Source organism: Sphingomonas caseinilytica (assembly GCF_023516455.1).
Taxonomy (GTDB): Bacteria; Pseudomonadota; Alphaproteobacteria; order Sphingomonadales; family Sphingomonadaceae; genus Sphingomicrobium; species Sphingomicrobium caseinilyticum.
The window spans coordinates 583,237-599,604 of the sequence record NZ_JAMGBA010000002.1; the positions used below are offsets into that span (position 1 = coordinate 583,237).

At 63.0% G+C, this 16,368-nt stretch carries 15 protein-coding genes and 1 tRNA gene; all 16 read right to left on the reverse strand.

Annotated elements, in window-relative coordinates:
* Positions 1 to 5: 5 nt before the first annotated feature.
* Positions 6 to 905, reverse strand: a complete 900-nt coding sequence (ccoP, locus tag LZ496_RS09465; protein WP_249904383.1) for a cytochrome-c oxidase, cbb3-type subunit III — start codon at positions 903 to 905, stop codon at positions 6 to 8.
* Positions 898 to 1,056, reverse strand: a complete 159-nt coding sequence (locus LZ496_RS09470) for a cbb3-type cytochrome c oxidase subunit 3 (RefSeq protein WP_249904384.1) — start codon at positions 1,054 to 1,056, stop codon at positions 898 to 900. Before LZ496_RS09470 ends, ccoP begins: the two co-directional genes overlap by 8 nt.
* Positions 1,053 to 1,784 (reverse strand): cytochrome-c oxidase, cbb3-type subunit II, encoded by a 732-nt coding sequence (ccoO, locus tag LZ496_RS09475; RefSeq protein WP_249904385.1) that lies wholly within the window; start codon positions 1,782 to 1,784, stop codon positions 1,053 to 1,055. The genes LZ496_RS09470 and ccoO overlap by 4 nt, the downstream gene beginning before the upstream one ends.
* Before the next feature lie 10 nt (positions 1,785 to 1,794).
* On the reverse strand, positions 1,795 to 3,486 hold the full coding sequence (gene ccoN, locus LZ496_RS09480) for a cytochrome-c oxidase, cbb3-type subunit I (RefSeq protein ID WP_249904386.1): 1,692 nt from the start codon (positions 3,484 to 3,486) through the stop codon (positions 1,795 to 1,797).
* A gap of 183 nt (positions 3,487 to 3,669) precedes the next feature.
* A complete protein-coding gene (locus LZ496_RS09485) occupies positions 3,670 to 6,156 on the reverse strand; it encodes a CehA/McbA family metallohydrolase (protein ID WP_249904387.1) in 2,487 nt (828 codons plus the stop codon).
* 41 nt (positions 6,157 to 6,197) lie between these two features.
* Complete coding sequence (locus LZ496_RS09490) at positions 6,198 to 6,911, reverse strand: CoA transferase subunit A (protein WP_249904388.1); 714 nt, start codon at positions 6,909 to 6,911, stop codon at positions 6,198 to 6,200.
* On the reverse strand, positions 6,908 to 8,482 hold the full coding sequence (locus LZ496_RS09495; RefSeq protein WP_249904389.1) for an aldehyde dehydrogenase family protein: 1,575 nt from the start codon (positions 8,480 to 8,482) through the stop codon (positions 6,908 to 6,910). Before LZ496_RS09495 ends, LZ496_RS09490 begins: the two co-directional genes overlap by 4 nt.
* Positions 8,479 to 9,672, reverse strand: a complete 1,194-nt coding sequence (locus tag LZ496_RS09500; protein ID WP_249904390.1) for a DmpA family aminopeptidase — start codon at positions 9,670 to 9,672, stop codon at positions 8,479 to 8,481. The genes LZ496_RS09495 and LZ496_RS09500 overlap by 4 nt, the downstream gene beginning before the upstream one ends.
* On the reverse strand, positions 9,666 to 11,747 hold the full coding sequence (locus LZ496_RS09505; protein ID WP_249904391.1) for an oxidoreductase: 2,082 nt from the start codon (positions 11,745 to 11,747) through the stop codon (positions 9,666 to 9,668). Before LZ496_RS09505 ends, LZ496_RS09500 begins: the two co-directional genes overlap by 7 nt.
* Positions 11,744 to 13,072 carry an aspartate aminotransferase family protein gene (locus LZ496_RS09510; RefSeq protein WP_249904392.1) on the reverse strand — a complete coding sequence of 443 codons (1,329 nt, stop codon included), beginning with the start codon at positions 13,070 to 13,072 and terminating at the stop codon, positions 11,744 to 11,746. The genes LZ496_RS09505 and LZ496_RS09510 overlap by 4 nt, the downstream gene beginning before the upstream one ends.
* 142 nt (positions 13,073 to 13,214) lie before the next feature.
* Positions 13,215 to 13,290, reverse strand: a tRNA-Phe gene (locus LZ496_RS09515).
* Positions 13,291 to 13,331: 41 nt separating this feature from the next.
* The gene (locus LZ496_RS09520) at positions 13,332 to 13,511 is read right to left on the reverse strand and encodes a DNA gyrase inhibitor YacG (protein ID WP_249904393.1); all 180 of its coding nucleotides are present in this window, start codon (positions 13,509 to 13,511) and stop codon (positions 13,332 to 13,334) included.
* Positions 13,495 to 14,442 carry a ribonuclease gene (locus LZ496_RS09525; RefSeq protein WP_249904394.1) on the reverse strand — a complete coding sequence of 316 codons (948 nt, stop codon included), beginning with the start codon at positions 14,440 to 14,442 and terminating at the stop codon, positions 13,495 to 13,497. The genes LZ496_RS09520 and LZ496_RS09525 overlap by 17 nt, the downstream gene beginning before the upstream one ends.
* The gene (locus tag LZ496_RS09530) at positions 14,429 to 15,001 is read right to left on the reverse strand and encodes a Maf family protein (protein ID WP_249904395.1); all 573 of its coding nucleotides are present in this window, start codon (positions 14,999 to 15,001) and stop codon (positions 14,429 to 14,431) included. Before LZ496_RS09530 ends, LZ496_RS09525 begins: the two co-directional genes overlap by 14 nt.
* Positions 15,002 to 15,247 carry a translation initiation factor IF-1 gene (gene infA, locus LZ496_RS09535; RefSeq protein ID WP_249904938.1) on the reverse strand — a complete coding sequence of 82 codons (246 nt, stop codon included), beginning with the start codon at positions 15,245 to 15,247 and terminating at the stop codon, positions 15,002 to 15,004.
* Between the two features lie 82 nt (positions 15,248 to 15,329).
* Positions 15,330 to 16,304, reverse strand: coding sequence for a quinone oxidoreductase family protein (locus LZ496_RS09540; RefSeq protein WP_249904396.1), 975 nt, complete (start codon positions 16,302 to 16,304; stop codon positions 15,330 to 15,332).
* Positions 16,305 to 16,368: the final 64 nt, after the last annotated feature.

The window sequence follows — 16,368 nt, forward strand, 5'->3', positions numbered from 1 at the left end:
CCGGCCTACTTGGCGGCCGTCTGCACCCTTTCCTCTTCGCCGCCACCTAGGGAATGCACGTAGGCAGCAAGCATGTTGATGGTCGCCGGGCTGAGCTTTTCTCCCCAGCGCGGCATGACGCCATAACGCGCATCGTGGATCGACTTGCGGATGCTGTCCGCGTCGCCGCCGTACAGCCAGATCGCGTCGGTCAGGTTCGGTGCGCCAAGCTCGCGATTGCCCTTGGCGTCCGAGCCGTGGCAGGCCGCGCAATTGGTCGCGAACAAGGCTGCTCCGCGCTGGGCCGCCGCATTGGCCGGCTGCTGCCGGCTGGCCGCACGAACGAAGGCGGTCAGTTCGTCGATCTCGGCGGGCTTCAGAAGGCCGTCGCGGCCGAACGCCGGCATCTGCGACATGCGCGTCTGCTCATGATCGGGATTGCGAATTCCATGTTCGATTGAATAGTGGATCGTGTTGATGTCACCGCCCCAGAGCCAGTCGTCATCGTTCAAATTGGGGTAACCCTTCGAACCGGCTGCCCCCGTTCCATGGCACTGGACGCAGTTGACGCGGAAGGCCGCGCGTCCGCCTTCGACGGCCGCCTGCAAGAGCTGCGGGTTGTTCTTCAGCTGGTCGACCGGCGTGCTGGCGATCGCGTTCACGATGGGCGCCTTGCCGGCATCCACCGCCGCCATTTCCTTCTTTAGCTCGTCACGGCTAGTCCAGTTAAGGACACCCGCGGTTGCCTCGCTGATCAACGGCCATGCCGGGTAAGCGACGGTATAGGCGATGCCCCAGACGATCGTGGCATAAAGCGTCCACAGCCACCAGCGCGGCAAAGGCGTATTCAGCTCCTCGATGCCGTCCCACTCATGGCCGACAGTCTCGGTGCCAGTGGGCTCGTCGATCCTCTTTTTTTCAGCCATTGTCGCGGTCCTTGAAAATCATGTTCGCGGCATCGCGATTGCGCTTGCGATTGCGCGGCAGGAACGCCCAGCCGACCAGCAACACATAGGCCAGCGCCATGAAGACCAGCCCCCAGCTGTCGGCAAAGTGGCGGAAGCTGTCGTAGCTCATCTCACCTGCTCCTGCGGTGCCGCGGCCTTGGTATCGACCAATGTTCCGAGCATCTGGAGATAGGCGACCAGCGCATCCATTTCCGTCAGCCGTTTGGGATCGCCGTCGAAGTCCCGGATCTGGGCCTTGGGATAGCGCTGCGCGAGATCCTCCGGATCAGCGTCCGGATTGGCCTGGGCCTGAAGGTCGTTGTTCGCCTTGTCGATCGACGCCTGGCTGTAAGGCACTCCGGTCAGCTTCAGGGCGCGAAGGTCGGAGCTCATGTCGCCTGTCACCAGATCCCGTTCGGCCAGGAATGCGTAACCGGGCATAATCGATTCAGGCACGGTGGAGCGCGGATCGATCAGGTGCTGGACATGCCACTCGTCCGAATATCGGCCGCCAACTCGCGCCAGGTCGGGTCCGGTCCGCTTCGACCCCCATTGGAAGGGATGGTCGTACATGGATTCCGCGGCCAGGCTGTAATGGCCGTAGCGTTCCACTTCGTCGCGGAACGGCCGGATCATCTGGCTGTGGCAATTGTAGCAGCCTTCGCGCATGTAGATGTTGCGGCCGGCCAGCTCGAGCGGGGTGTAGGGCCTGACGCCCTTCACTTTCTCGATCGTCGAATCGATCCAGAACAATGGCGCGATCTCGACAATGCCGCCGATCGTCACCACCAGCAGCGACAGCACGGCAAGGATGGTGACGTTGCGCTCGATCGGGCCGTGCGAAAGTTTCTTCTTCATACTGGCTTTCCTATTCGGCCGCGATCGGCTGGGCCTGGCTGGGCAGTTGGCGTGCCGGGACAGTCCGCGGTGGCAGCGGGCGATCCTTGACCGGATCGAAGGCGGCGTCGGTTAGCGGCTTTTCCTCGCGCAGCCGGCCCTTGGTGGTCTGGTAGATGTTCCAGACCATGATGCCGAAGCCGGCCAGGTACAGCGCACCACCTGCGGCCCTGATCAGGTAGAATGGGATCATCGCCGAGACGACTTCGCTGAACGAGTAGACCAGGTAGCCGTCAGCCCCATATTCGCGCCACATCAGCCCCTGCATGATGCCGGCGACCCACATCGACGCGGCGTAGAGTACGATGCCGAGGGTCGCGAGCCAGAAGTGCCAGTTGATCATGCGCAGCGAGTAGAGCCGGGTGCGGCCCCACAGCCGCGGTGCCAGGTAATAGACGCAGGCGAAGGTGATCATTCCGTTCCACCCAAGCGCGCCGGCATGGACATGGCCGACCGTCCAGTCGGTGTAGTGGGACAGGGAATTGACCGCCTTGATCGACAGCATCGGGCCTTCGAAGGTGGCCATTCCGTAGAACGCCAGCGCGACGACCATCATGCGAATGATCGGATCCGTGCGCACCTTGTCCCACGCCCCGTTGAGCGTCATCAGCCCGTTGATCATGCCTCCCCAGCTCGGCATCCACAGCATGATCGAAAAGACCATTCCCAGCGTCTGCGCCCAGTCCGGGAGCGCCGTGTAATGGAGGTGGTGCGGGCCGGCCCAGATGTAGAGGAAGATCAGCGACCAGAAGTGGATGATCGACAGACGGTAGCTGTAGATCGGACGTTCGGCCTGCTTGGGCACGAAATAATACATCATGGCGAGGAAGCCGGCAGTGAGGAAGAATCCCACCGCATTATGGCCGTACCACCACTGGGTCAGGGCATCCTGCACGCCGGCAAACAGGGAATAGCTCTTGGAACCGACCAGGCTCGCCGGAATGCTAAGGTTGTTGACAACATGCAGCATGGCAATGGTCAGGATGAAGCTGAGGTAGAACCAGTTGGCGACGTAGATGTGAGGCTCGTTGCGCTTCGCGATCGTGCCGATGAAGACGGCCGCATAAGCGATCCAGACGATCGTCAGCCACAGGTCGACATACCATTCGGGCTCGGCATATTCGCGGGCTTCGGTGATCCCGAGCAGATAGCCGGTCGCGGCCAGCACGATGAAGAGCTGGTACCCCCAGAAGACGAAGCGGGCGAGCGATGGAAAGGCCAGGCGCGCCCGGCATGTCCGCTGAACCACATAGAAGCTCGTCGCGATCAGGGCATTGCCGCCGAAGGCGAAGATGACGGCGGATGTGTGCAGCGGCCTCAGCCGGCCGAAACTGGTATATTCGAGGCCGAGGTTGAGCGCAGGATAGGCGAGCTGCAACGCAATGAAGACGCCGGCTGCAAGGCCCGCGACGCCCCAGAACATGGTGGCGATGACGCCCCATCGGATCGGGTCGTCATCATATCGCGACTGGTCGGCGCCCTTGGGTGCGGCCAATGGGTCGTAATCGCCGTTCCTGAGCGTAAAGATCATCGCGATGAAGGCAGCGGCGGCGATAATTGCCAGATGAACTGAAAAGCCGAAATCGGCCGATACGGCGATCAAGAAAGTTGCAACAAAGACGACCAGCAGCAAGCTGCCGGTTCTAGTCAGCAGAGTGTCCATACTTCCCGCTCCGGATCATCCGATGTCCGACAAGCCCTACTCTCGACGAAGGTGAAGGCGGATAAGGGAAGTTACGGAGAGACGCAGTTAAATTGCTTGATTTGCCGCGTCGTGGGATCGAGAGCGCAGGATGGCAGCCTTGAGCAAGGCTAGCGGCGTCAGCAGCGGCACCCCAACGCTGTGCTACCTGCCCTTACTCTCCAGGCTTCGGTAATGGTCGCGCGCCCTGCGCAGATAATCCAATATCGTCTCGCGCTCGCGCTCATTCCTGTAATCGTTGCGAGATTCCGCAGCGCCAATGACGCGGTCCATCCAGGCGGCGAAATAGCTGGCGTCCTGTGGAGCTGGAGGCGCGCCGCCGGGCAGCTCAAGATAGATTGGGCTGGTGGTGGCATAGGGGTAAATGTCGAGAACCTGCGGGTCGGCTCCGTCATTCCAGGCGCGCAGCAGAAGCCAGCCGGAGTTGACCTCCAATTCGCCCGCCGCATCAAATTTGCGGCGATCGCCGGTTAGCGAGAAACTCTTCACAACCTTGCCGTTGTGGACGAGCTCAAGGTTATCGACCGCAACCGGCGACCGCAGCGCGATCCGATAGGGGAGCTTGCCCGGCGAAGTTCCCGAAACCGTGTCGCCCGGCCGTTTCCCATCGAGCTCAAGGCCAATCAGGGGGCCATTGCTTGCAAATGTCCTGCCCGACTTAAGCGCAGCCTTTAGTGCCGCGGGCGTCATGTCGCCGCCAGTTTCAAGGAACACGCGATTCATGCCGACGGGCCCGCGCAGTGACGCGTAGTTGGCCATTGCGTCGGTTCCCGCTCCGGCCGGAAGGCGGAAACCGAGGTTGAGCAGGCGATACCATATGTTGGCGGTCGCCTTGTGGTCGGAAAAGCCGACGACCTCGATGTAATCCACCTTGCCATGGACGACATCGGCAGGAAGCTCGTTGCTCAGCGATTTCTCTTTCGCCGGATCGATGTCCCAGTCGAACGGATGGACATAGCCGACCAGGGCGCCCTGGGCGTGCGCCAGGTCGGCCACCATGCCGTTGTCGGGGAAAGGGCTGGCCAGCGCGGTGTGCTGGTAGGCGGAGAAATCGGGTGTCAGCAGATGGTCCGACAGACCGATCAGCCCGAGGTGGCCCCAGAAGCTGGTGTGAAATTCCTGGGCATGTATGATGAGCACGCCGTCTCCGCTTGCGGGGTCCGGATCAGTTCGGAAATAGCCGATGTCCGGGATCCGCTCCTCCTTGTTGACGATCAAATTGTAGACGACGTCGAGGTCCTCGGCGCGGGCCTGCCTCGCCAGATTTTCGGGTGAGTTTCGGTACGAACCGCCATAATTCATGTGGACGTGCAGGTCGGCGCTGCGCCACCTGCCGAATGACACGGGAAGATCATTCGCCTCAAGTTTCACGGCGAGCGTGCGATCGGTCCCCGCCGTCAGTTTCACAGTCTGCCGCCAGGGCAGGTAGCGAAAGCCGCGCTGCACCCACATCGAAGTGTCACCTGCCGGCGCGTCGAGCGTGCAGGGTGAGGCGCAATGGAAATAATGGGTTTCGCTCGATTGGCGCGCCCGATCGAACCCGTCGTCGGCGTGCATCCACGCCAAGTCGGGAGCGGCAGCCCTGCCGTCGGATCCGAGCACCGCGACCCGGGCCGGGACGCTGCGGCCCTGTTCGTCGCGAATGTCGATGGTGAGCTTCGCCTGCGCGGCCTTGTAGCGGCGATGGCTGGCCGTGATCGGGACCGTCGCGCCACCGACGACTTGCTGTACGACGAGGCTCGTATTTCCCCGCTCATTGCTGATGTAGGCGATCCGTTCGCCTTCAGGCGACCAGCGTGCATTTCCTCGATCAAATTCGCCGAAAGTCAGGGGCAGCGGCGCGGAACCGTCGGGTGTGGTCAACCACAACTGGCGCCACTGCCTGCCATGGTAACTAGCGAACAGCAGCTGCTTGCCGTCCGGTGAAATCTCGGGCCTGGCGCTCCAGCTGGTTTCTTCGTTCAATATCTTTCGCCGATCTGTCGGATCATCGACCGCAACCGACCAGATATCGCCCGTTCCCCAGGCAACTTCATTGTTGCTTACGAAGACTATGCGCTTGCCGTCAGGAGACCAGGATGGATTCAGCGCATGATCGTAAGCGGAATAATAGTATCGCTGGATGCGGCTCTGACGCTCACCAATCAGCGGGCGGGCGTTGCTCAATCCATTGGGCCCAACGTCGGCAATGAACAGGTTGAAGTGGCCAGTACCAAGTGTTGAAACCCAGGCGATGCGTTTGCCGTCGGGTGACAGCCGGGGCTCGACATTGACCGCGCCGCCGGAAGTCAGCCGCTGTTCGCGACCGCTCTGCAGGTCGAGCCGCCATAGTTCGAGCGCATCGCCATCATTGCGGGTGAATACGACATTCCCTCCATCGGGCGCGATGTCTGGCTGATAATCATAGGCGCCCTTCGGGTGCGTCAGCTCGATGGCCTCGTCCGAGCCAATGACCTGGTGCCAGAGCGACCCACCCATGCTGTACACGAGCGACGTTCCGTCAGGAGTGAAGCTTGCACCCGACGGCCCGGTCGTCAGCTGCGGGATGTAGAGCTCGCGCCAATAATAGCTATGCGGCAGGTCGACCTGTTTCAGCACAGGCTCGCGTCCGGCCTCGGCGGGTGCGGTCATGCCGAGCAGCAACGCCGCAACAACTGTCGTTTGGCGGAATATCAGCGGTCGTTCCCTTCGCGCTGACGGACGGTCAACTTCTCGATGCGCTTCTCGTTGATCGTGCTCTTCACGATGCGGTGCACATAGATGCCGGGAGTGTGGACGCAGTCGGGGTCGATCGAACCGGTCTCGACCAGCTCTTCGACCTCGACGACGGTCGTCTGTGCCGCGGTTGCCATGACCGGGTTGAAGTTGCGCGCGGTCTTGCGGAACTGGAGGTTCCCGGCAGTGTCCGCGCGCCAGGCCTTGATGATCGAAAGGTCGGCTCGCAGCCAGGTCTCGCGAACATAGAGCTGGCCGTCGAACTCCTCCTGGGGCTTTCCATCCGCGACGATCGTGCCGACGCCGGTACGGGTGAAAAAGGCCGGAATTCCGGCTCCGCCGGCCCTGATCCGCTCGGCGAGCGTTCCTTGCGGATTGAACTCAAGTTCCAGTTCGCCGGATAGGTATTGCTGCTCGAACAGCTTGTTCTCCCCAACATAGGACGAGATCATCTTGCGGATCTGCCGGGTCGCCAGCAACTGCCACAGGCCAAAACCGTCGGCCCCCGCATTGTTTGAAATGATGGTGAGGTCCTTCACCCCCGATGCTCGGATCTCAGGGATCAGGCTTTCGGGATTGCCGGCGAGGCCGAAGCCACCCGACATGATGGTCATGCCGTCGTGGAGGAGCCCATCAAGCGCCGCTCGGGGTGTATCGTAGACCTTGTTCACGGCGTACCGAAAAGAGTGTGGCTCTGTTCGCGCATGAACTGCGGGACGTACCAGCTGCCGAGGCCGCCCTTGCCCGAGGTTCCCGAACCCTTCCACCCGCAGAAAGTCTGGAAGCCGGGCCATGCGCCGGTGGTCGCGCCACTCGCGCGGTTGGCATAGAGGACGCCGGCCTCGATCGTCGTCAGGAAGAGATCCAGTTCCCGCTCATCCTGCGTGTAGACGCCGGCAGTGAGACCGAATGCGCTCCGGTTTGCGTCGGCGATGGCCGCATCCAGATCGTCGAACGGCAGCACGCTGATGAACGGCGCGAAAAGCTCGTCGCGATTGATCCGGTGTTCGGAAGGCAGGCCGATCACCACGGTTGGCTGGACGTAAGGACCGCGATCGAAAATGCCGCCGCCCAGGCGCTCGCCGCCGGCTACGATCGTACCGATGCTGGCCGCTTCGGTCGTCGCAATGGAGAAGCGATCGACCGCCTTCTCGTTGATGACCGGACCCATGAAGACTTCCTGCCGGCGAGGGTCGCCGACGGCGAGCTTCCCGGTCGCGGCGATTAGTGCTTCGAGGAACTGGTCGAGGATGTCGCGGGCGACATAGGCCTTGGACGCGGCGCTACATTTCTGGCCTGACAGGCCGAAGGCGGACCGCGCGACGCCGGAGGCGGCAACCGACAGGTCCGCACTCGCCGTGACGAAGGCCGGGTTCTTGCCGCCCATCTCGGCCAGCACCGGACGCATCGCCTGCGATGCCGCCGCGTGGCGGAGCATGGTCATGCCGACAGCATTTGATCCGGTGAAGGCCAGGCCGTCCACCTTCGGATGCCTCACCAGCGCCTCGCCAGTCATGCGCCCGCCCTGGATGAGATTGAGGACGCCGTCCGGAAGCCCGCCGGCCAAAAGCGCCTCAACCACAAGCCGGCCGGTGAGCCCAGCCGCGTCGCTTGGTTTGAACACGACCGTGTTCCCCGCAACCAGGGCCGCCGACATCATTCCAATGGACAGTGCGACCGGGAAGTTGAACGGCGCGATGACCCCGAAGACGCCGTAGGGGCGAAATACGACTCTGCACCGCTCTGCACTTGAGGCACCCGGCCGGTCGTCGCGGAAACCGTCCGTGCGCTCCATCTCCGAGCAATAATGGCGGATGAGGTCGATCGCCTCCTCGACCTCTCCCACGGCTTCCAGCCGCGACTTGCCGACCTCGACCAGGCAGGCAACCGATAGGTCCCACTTGCGGGCTGCCAGCACATCGGCACCGGCACGGAGGATCTCCACCCGCTTCGGCCATCCCATGTCCCGCCATGCGGGATAGGCGACGCGCGCGGCCTCGACCGCTTCGTCGACAAGGGATTCATTCGCCTGAGGAAATTCGCCGAGGACGATATCGCGGTCGATCGGGCTTAATGCGACGACGATCTGCCCTTCGATGCGGTCGCGGCCACCGATCAATGCGGGCCGGCTCTTGCCGAGCAGCCGTGCCTCCGCCTCAGGAATGAGCACATCGAGATGGGCATGTACCCCCGCGAAGTCTTCGCCGGTGTTCGAATAAGTGACACGCGGCAGGTTGCTCATTTCGACGGCCCTTCGAGGCGATTGTAGCGCTTCAGGATCACGCGAAGCTCGTCGTGCGGCAGGCCGTACATCGTATAGCCGTCAGCTCCGGTCGACGTTCGCGCCGCCACCATCGCGTTGACGATTGCTTCCTCTGTCGCCTGCACTGTCGCTTCGAAGACCGCATTTACCTCGCTTTCGGGCAAGGGCGTAGTCGGTGAGGGTGCTTTTTGGTCGGGTCCGTTGACCGCGTCGGGCACCGTCGAGAAGGCCAATATGATATCGCCGGAGCTTGTTCCCGAATAGGAGCCCAACCGGGCAAGGCCGAGCGCGGCCCGCTTGGCGACGCGCTGAAGCTGGAGCGGCATCAGCGGCGCATCGGTGCCGACGACGATAATGATCGATCCCTGGTCGGGCAGTGCTTTGCCGCCACCGCCGCACTTAGGTAGGTGCTCCGGCTTGGATTGTTTGGGATCGTAACAGGGCAGCCAGCTCTTCGTGAAAGCCTGCCCTACGGGTACGCCCGCAATGCGCAGAACCTTTCGGTCTCCCGTGTTGCACTGAACAAGCACGCCGACCGAATAGGGCTTTTCACCCGCGACGATCGCCCGGGACGAGGTACCGATGCCGCCCTTGAAGCTGAAACAATGCATTCCAGTGCCGCCACCGACATTGCCTTCCTCGACGGGTCCAGGCTTGGCGGCGTCGAGCGCCAATTTTGCCGTTTCGGGACGGACGTGAAAGCCGCTGATGTCGCTTTGCCACCCATCCCATGTCTCCGCGACGACCGGATATACGACCTCGCCGCCGTGCTGGACCGCCCATTCCTGAATCCCGGCGTAGACGTGGCCGATTGCGTTCGTGCTGGTAATGCCGATTGGCCCGCTGACGACCCCGAAATCCTCCAGGTAGGCGAGGCCCGTCATTTCGCCATTGCCATTGAGGTTGAAATAGCCGCCGTAGACCGGTTGCAGATTATTGCGGCCTCGCGGGAAGATGACCGTTACCCCGGATCGAATGGGTCCCTTGCCAACAATTAGTGGCCCTTCGCCAGAGATCAGGGTCTGCTGACCGACTTCGACACCAGGAACGTCGGTGATCGCATTGAGCGGCCCGGGCCTGCCTTCGAAAGGAATGCCGAGGTCGCGGCCGCGAGCATCGGCCTTGGCGGCAATCAGCGCCAGCGCCAAGAGCGCAGCGGACCTTACCAAGTTGCTTTCACCCGACCGGCCTCGATCGCCGGCAGTTCGCGGGGAACCAGTAATGTGGGCGCTTCGTCCAGCTCTCTTGCCCATTTGTGGCCCGTATAGACTGCTTGCTGGATGGCGCTCGGCGCCCAGCAATCGCCAATCCTCGTGACGGACGTGATGCCGGAATCTTCCCAGCGGTCGCGCACCAGTTCGAGGCCCATGTACAAGCCGTCAGTCGGCAAGCGCGCCGTGACCGACACCAGGGAAGCGCAGGGCAATTCGCTTGCCGCACCGGTGAGGCCGCTGACCAATTGCACCTTGGTTCCATCGAAGCCAACGACACTGGTGTAGGGGACCACCTCAACGCCCATTCGAGCCATGCGCTTGGCAATTGGCAGTGCTTCGAGCGTGTTGACGGTCCACGCCGAAACCATGGCAGCAGGCGTCACGATGATGGTTTCATGCCCGGCGTAGCGACATAATTCGGCGAGGACCCCGCCAAGGTAATAATGGTCGTCGTCCCAGATAATCACCGGGCCTTGTTCGGGATCGCGGCCAGCCATGAGGTCGTCGGGAGTGAAGACTGACGGACCATCGAGGCCAGGCAGTGGAAAACCGGAATCGCGGCCGACGCCGTCTTTGCGCCAGGTGGATCCGGTAGCGATCGCAACGTGGCGAGCGCCAAATTCAAGCACATGTTCGGCTTCGAGTTCGCTGTCGCGGTAGATCGAGACATTCTCCATCCGCTCCAGCTGGGTCACGCGCCAGTCACGCACTCGTGCCCATTCCGACAGTCCGGGTAGCCGGCTTTCGCGGGTCACACGGCCGCCCAGCTCAGACGTCGCTTCGGCGAGATGGACCTCATAGCCCCGCCGGGCCGCCGCCAGAGCTGCTTCCAGACCCGCAGGCCCCGCACCGACTACGAGTACCGATCCCTCGGACTTTTTCGGGGCGATGATCTCGGGATGCCAGCCGCGTCGCCATTCCTCGCCCATCGTCGGGTTCTGGGTGCAGCGGAGGTTGGTCGACGTATAGTCGCTCGACACGCACATGTTGCAGCCGATGCATTCGCGGATCTCGTCGATCCGGCCTTCCTCGATTTTCTTCGGCAGGAATGGGTCGGCGATCGATGGCCGGGCCGCGCCGATGAAATCCAGGACGCCCCGCCTGACCTGCGAAACCATCGTGTCCGGCGAGGTGAAGCGGCCGACGCCGACCACGGGCTTGCTGGTCACCTGTTTGACGAAGCGGGTATATTCTTCCTGGAACCCCTCCTTGGCGAAGCGCGATGTCTGGCTGTCGTTGGACCAGGTCGATAAGTTGATGTCCCAAAGGTCGGGGAGCTCGGCGAGCATCTCGACCACATCGCGCGCCTCGCCGTCATGTGTAAGACCGGCCTTGCCGATCAACTCGTCGGCAGCGAAGCGCACCGCCACGGCGCAGCGATCACCCACAGCGTCCTTGGTGTCTTCGATCAGTTCTCTCAGCAGGCGGGCCCGGTTCTCCAGGCTTCCGCCATATTCGTCGATGCGGTCATTCTTCCGGCGCTCGAGGAATTGCTGGGCGATCGACAAGTCGTGCGTCGCGTAGACATAGACGATGTCGAAGCCCGCCTTCTTTGAGCGGATCGCAGCGTCGCGATGCCATTGCCTGAGGTTACGGATGTCCTGCTTGTCCATCGCGCGAGCTTGCACCGGGTAGCCGTAGATGATCGGCCGATGGGACGGTGCAATTGGAGCCAGCCTCGTGCCCCAGTTCGCGCAGGACGCACCGTGATGCATGATCTCGATTGCCGCTAGCGAGCCATATTCGTGGACCGCGTCCGCCATCAGGGCGAGGGCCGGAATGTCCCGATCGTCCCACAGTCTCCCTTCATGAAATGGCTCGCAGTCGCCCGTCGGATGGATCTCCGTCTCCTCGGTCGCAACGACTGCCCAACCGCCTTCGGCCTTAATGCCGCGCAGCCTCGCCAGGGTTTCCGGCTGGGTCCAGCCGATGCCGGTGCAGTGTGGGACCTGGTAGAAGCGGTTGCGCGCTATCACCGGGCCGATGCGCACCGGCTCGAACAATATGTCGTAGCGCGGGTCCCGGGTCATGACGGCAGCACCGCTTCCACCGTATCGCCGAGCAGATCCACGATCGTTTCAAGCTCCTCGTCAGTTACATTATAGGGCGGCGCCAGAAGGATGTGGTCTCCGTGGCGGCCGTCGATCGTTCCACCGCCGGGATAGATCAGCAATCCGCGATCCATGGCATCGGCCTTGGCATGCTGATGCAAGGCAAGCTCGGGATCGAACGGAGCCTTTGTCGAGCGGTCCGCGACAAGCTCTATCGCCTGGAGCAGTCCGCGGCCGCGGATGTCGCCGACATGGGGATGGTTGCCGAAGCGTTCGGCCAGAAGTGACCTCAGCCGTGTTCCGGCTGAATTCACGCGATCGAGCAATGCTTCTTCACGAATGACCTGCTGCACCGCAAGCGCTGCGGCGCAGCCGACCGGATGTGCGTTGTAGGTCTGGCCATGCTTGAGGGCCCCCGATCCGTTTGCGACAGTGTCATAAACCTCGCTGGTGCAGACCACGGCGCCAATCGGTTGATAGCCCGCACCCAGGCCTTTGCCGAGGGTTACGATGTCCGGCACCACCCCGTCCTGCTCGCACGACAGGAAGGTGCCGGTCCTGCCCGAGCCGCACATCACTTCGTCGAGGATCATCAGGATGCCGTTGCGGTCGCAGATTTCGCGGATCTTGCGCAGATATCCGGGGACAGGCGGAACCGCGCCGGCGGTCGCGCCGACAACCGTCTCGGCAACGAAGCACATGACTGTTTCAGGGCCCAGCCGGGCAATCTCCCGTTCCAGGGCGTTTGCGGCCTTCGCCCCGTAGGCTTCTGGACTCTCGCCAGGCTCGGCGAAGCGATATTCAAAGCATGGATCGACAAGCGCGACGTCCATGAGCAACGGCTCGTACGGCAAACGCCGCCAAGCACTCCCACCGGCCGCGAGCGCGCCAAGGGTATTACCGTGATAGCTGAGGCGCCGGGCGATGACGTGGCGTCGGCCCTTCTCTCCCCGCTCGAGATGGTATTGACGCGCAAGCTTCAGCGCCGCCTCAATCGCTTCGGAGCCGCTGCTTGTGTACCACACCCTGTCGAGTGTGCCCGGCGACATTTTGGCGACCATCGCGGCCAGCCGTTCGGCTGCGTCGCTGGTGAAGAATCCCGTGTGGACATATTCAAGGCGAGAAGCCTGCTCCGACAGGGCCGCGGCGACCTTTGGATGGCCATGGCCGAGACAAGAGACGGCCGCTCCGCCGCACGCATCGATGTAGCGCCGGCCCTGTTCATCGATCAGATAGATGCCTTCGCCACGAACCGCCATTGGCGGCCGCTGCGTGGTTCGGTGAAGGACATGCTCGGCCCCCATCGTGCAAGCATGGTCCGCCCGATCGTTACGGGTCAAGCCACTGCGATCCGCTTCCGGCGCTTGAGGTAGTGAATCAGGCCGTTGATCGACAAGGCGACGAGCAGCAGGCTGTTCTGGCGGCTGAGCGTAAATTTCAAGGGGGTGGTGCCCAGGGACGGGGTCGAACCGCCGACACTGCGATTTTCAGTCGCATGCTCTACCAACTGAGCTACCTGGGCCCACGATCTGGCGCCGGTTGGCGCCGTGAGCGAGGGGCCGTCTAGCGGTCGCCCTCGTCGCTGTCCAGCCCTTGCGGATGGGCCGCTGGTCCGGGGATTTTATAGCCTTCACCCAGCCACTGCAGTAGGTCGCGATCCTTGCAGCCGCGGCTGCAAAATGGCGCATGTTCCTTCGCTGGCGGCTTGCCGCATAGTGGGCAATTCTTAGGGTCTTTCGGCATGGCCGGCTGAGATGGCGATGGATGCGTCGGCGCGCAAGGTAATGACGCCGCCTACTTGCATGCTGAGCCGGTCGAGCAGGGTCGGATTCCGCTCCAATACGGCGACCACCGCCGGGTGCGCTACGATACGAATTGAGCCCACTTCGCGTGCGGCCCAACGGTACAGAGCAGCGGCTTCAAAAAGCGCGCTGTCCGAAGCCAGTTCCAACAGCGAGGCATGGGTGCGGGGGCGGACGATCTGTAGGAAACCGAAGCCGTTGACCGCGGTCCGCTCGAACGGCTTGGGGAGCATTTCATCGACCGCTTCGGCCGCGGCGAGGCGGGCGGTTTTGCTCGCCACGGTAGGAAGGTCGATGCCAATCGATCCGCCGATGCCGTGTCGCCGGATCGCAGCCGCTGCGGCACGTGCCCCGGCGACCGCCAGCTCGGCTGGGGGGAGGGCCCCATCGACGTCGATCAGGGTCATTGCCGGGGTCAACGACACGCGAAGCTCGCCGCCGGGAAATCCAATCAGGCCGCTCCGCGCTTCGTCGAGCAGGTCCGACCAGCCGGCACTCTCCAGTTCGTCGGATGCCGCTGGGAACTGGAGGTCACGGCCCTGCAACGTAGGCGCGGGCCGGGGCGGAAGATCCGTCTTTCGGGCAAGCGGGCGCTTCCACGGCTCACTGCCGCCAAGCGCCTCCCGCGTGACTTCGATGTTGAGGCGAGCGCCTTCGGTGACGCCGGGGGCGCCCTTGGGCAGGAGATATTCCTGACCGTCGGCTATCGCGACGGCATTGCGGCCAGTACTCTTCAGCTGGGCGGTAAGCACGGTTCCCGCCGGTACGTCGCCGTCTCTTATGATGCGGGCCTCGATGATACGGCCGTCATCGACCAGGACAGCGCGGGTCTCGCCGATCCCGCGCTCGATCAGCCATTCAGGCGATGGCATAGCCCGCGCTTTTCAGGAGAAGCCGGGTTTCCGCCAAGGGAAGGCCGACGACGTTCGAATAGCTGCCGGCGATATGGCGGACGTAGACTTCGCCATAGCCCTGCAGGGCATAGCCGCCCGCCTTCCCATGCCATTCGCCATGGCCGGCGTAGAAATCGATTTCTTCGGGCGACAATCGCTTCATCGCGATCATCGTTTCGACGACGCGACTGCGTGTCGGCTGGCCGGGTATGGCGACCGCAACACCAGTCAGCACCCGGTGGCGCCGGCCGGACAACAACTTCATACACTCGCGTAGTGTGGCTTCGTCCTCGACCTTGGGAAGGATTCGGCGGCCGACCGCGACCACGGTATCGGCGGCAAGCACCAGCGCCTGGCTGTGCCGGGCGGCGACGGTCTCGGCTTTCTCCACCGCCAGCCGGAGCGCATGATCCCGCGGCAGCTCGCCGTCAGGAACGCTCTCATCGATATGCGCCGGGTCGATCGCATCGGGCTTGACGCCGATGCGGTCGAGCAGGTCGAGACGGCGAGGGCTCGCAGAAGCGAGAATGAGCCGCATTTAGGCGGGGCCAGGGCCTCCGCGCCCGGGCATGAAGCGGTAGGTGATGCGACCCTTGGTGAGGTCGTACGGGGTCAGTTCGACCAGCACTTCGTCACCGGTCAGGACGCGGATGCGGTTCTTGCGCATCTTGCCTGCAGTATGGCCGAGAATCTCGTGGCCGTTCTCCAGCTCTACGCGGAACATCGCATTGGGCAGCAGTTCAACCACCCGTCCGCGCATCTCGAGAAGTTCTTCCTTGGCCATAATCCTCGCGTGTTTCGTCAAAAAAAGTTGCGGAGCTTTACGCTGGCAATTCGCAAAATGGAAGGCGGGTGCGGCGAGAGCCCTAATCGACCGTCAGGATCGTTGATCCGACGGTATTTCGGGATTCGAGTGCGCGGTGCGCCTCGGCTGCCTCTGAAAGGGAAAAGCGCTGCCCGATATCGACCTTGACCTTGCCGGTGCGGACCGCGTCGAACAGGCTTTCCGCCGACCGGTCGAGTTCCTCCCGCGTCGCTACATAGTCGAACAGGGTAGGGCGAGTGAGATAGAGCGAGCCTTTCTGCGCCAGCAGGCCCGGCGCGAACGGTTCGACCGGACCCGAGGCCTGTCCGAAGCTGACCATCAAGCCTCGCTTCTGCAGGCAGTCGAGCGAACGGACGAATGTGTCGCGGCCGACCGAGTCAAACACGACCGGAAGCTTCTTGCCATCAGTCAGGTGAACGACTTCGGCAACGAAATCCTGCTTCGAATAGACGATCGGGTGATGGCAGCCATGGGCGCGGGCCAACTCCGCCTTCTCGTCGCTGGATACCGCGCCAATCACGGTTGCGCCGAGCGCCGCCGCCCATTGGCACATGATGAGGCCGACGCCGCCGGCGGCGGCGTGGATCAGGATCGTATCGCCGGCGTGCAGCGGCCAGACAGACCGGATCAGCATGTCGACCGTCATTCCCTGGAGCAGCATGGCCGCGGCCTGTTCGTCGCTGATATCGTCGGGAAGCTTGACCAGCCGGTCGGCGGCGATCAGCCGCTCCTCGGCATATCCGCCGATCGGACCCGCATAGCCGACGCGGTCGCCGGGCTTCAGTCCCTCGACATCGGGCCCGACCTGCTCAACGACACCCGCTCCTTCAACACCCGGGATGAACGGCGAGGGCTGGGGATAGAGGCCGCTGCGGTGATAAACGTCGATGAAGTTGAGACCGATAGCGGTTTGGCGAAGCCGGACCTGCCCGGGTCCCGGATCGCCGACTTCCACTTCCTCCCACGACAATTGCTCCGGACCGCCGGCTTGTCGGACGAGGATCGCGTGCGGCATCAATCGGACTCCCAATACTCATCGACCAGAATGGGCAGTCCAGCCCGCAAAAGAAAGCCCCGCC

Coding starts and splice junctions, on each gene's coding strand:
- ccoO (WP_249904385.1), bottom strand. CDS start 1,784: ATGAAGAAGAAACTTTCGCACGGCCCGATCGAGCGCAACGTCACCATC.
- LZ496_RS09485 (WP_249904387.1), bottom strand. CDS start 6,156: ATGACCGCACCCGCCGAGGCCGGACGCGAGCCTGTGCTGAAACAGGTC.
- LZ496_RS09520 (WP_249904393.1), bottom strand. CDS start 13,511: ATGCCGAAAGACCCTAAGAATTGCCCACTATGCGGCAAGCCGCCAGCG.
- ccoN (WP_249904386.1), bottom strand. CDS start 3,486: ATGGACACTCTGCTGACTAGAACCGGCAGCTTGCTGCTGGTCGTCTTT.
- LZ496_RS09470 (WP_249904384.1), bottom strand. CDS start 1,056: ATGAGCTACGACAGCTTCCGCCACTTTGCCGACAGCTGGGGGCTGGTC.
- LZ496_RS09540 (WP_249904396.1), bottom strand. CDS start 16,304: ATGCCGCACGCGATCCTCGTCCGACAAGCCGGCGGTCCGGAGCAATTG.
- LZ496_RS09505 (WP_249904391.1), bottom strand. CDS start 11,747: ATGACCCGGGACCCGCGCTACGACATATTGTTCGAGCCGGTGCGCATC.
- LZ496_RS09495 (WP_249904389.1), bottom strand. CDS start 8,482: ATGAGCAACCTGCCGCGTGTCACTTATTCGAACACCGGCGAAGACTTC.
- LZ496_RS09525 (WP_249904394.1), bottom strand. CDS start 14,442: ATGCCATCGCCTGAATGGCTGATCGAGCGCGGGATCGGCGAGACCCGC.
- ccoP (WP_249904383.1), bottom strand. CDS start 905: ATGGCTGAAAAAAAGAGGATCGACGAGCCCACTGGCACCGAGACTGTC.
- infA (WP_249904938.1), bottom strand. CDS start 15,247: ATGGCCAAGGAAGAACTTCTCGAGATGCGCGGACGGGTGGTTGAACTG.
- LZ496_RS09510 (WP_249904392.1), bottom strand. CDS start 13,072: ATGGGGGCCGAGCATGTCCTTCACCGAACCACGCAGCGGCCGCCAATG.
- LZ496_RS09530 (WP_249904395.1), bottom strand. CDS start 15,001: ATGCGGCTCATTCTCGCTTCTGCGAGCCCTCGCCGTCTCGACCTGCTC.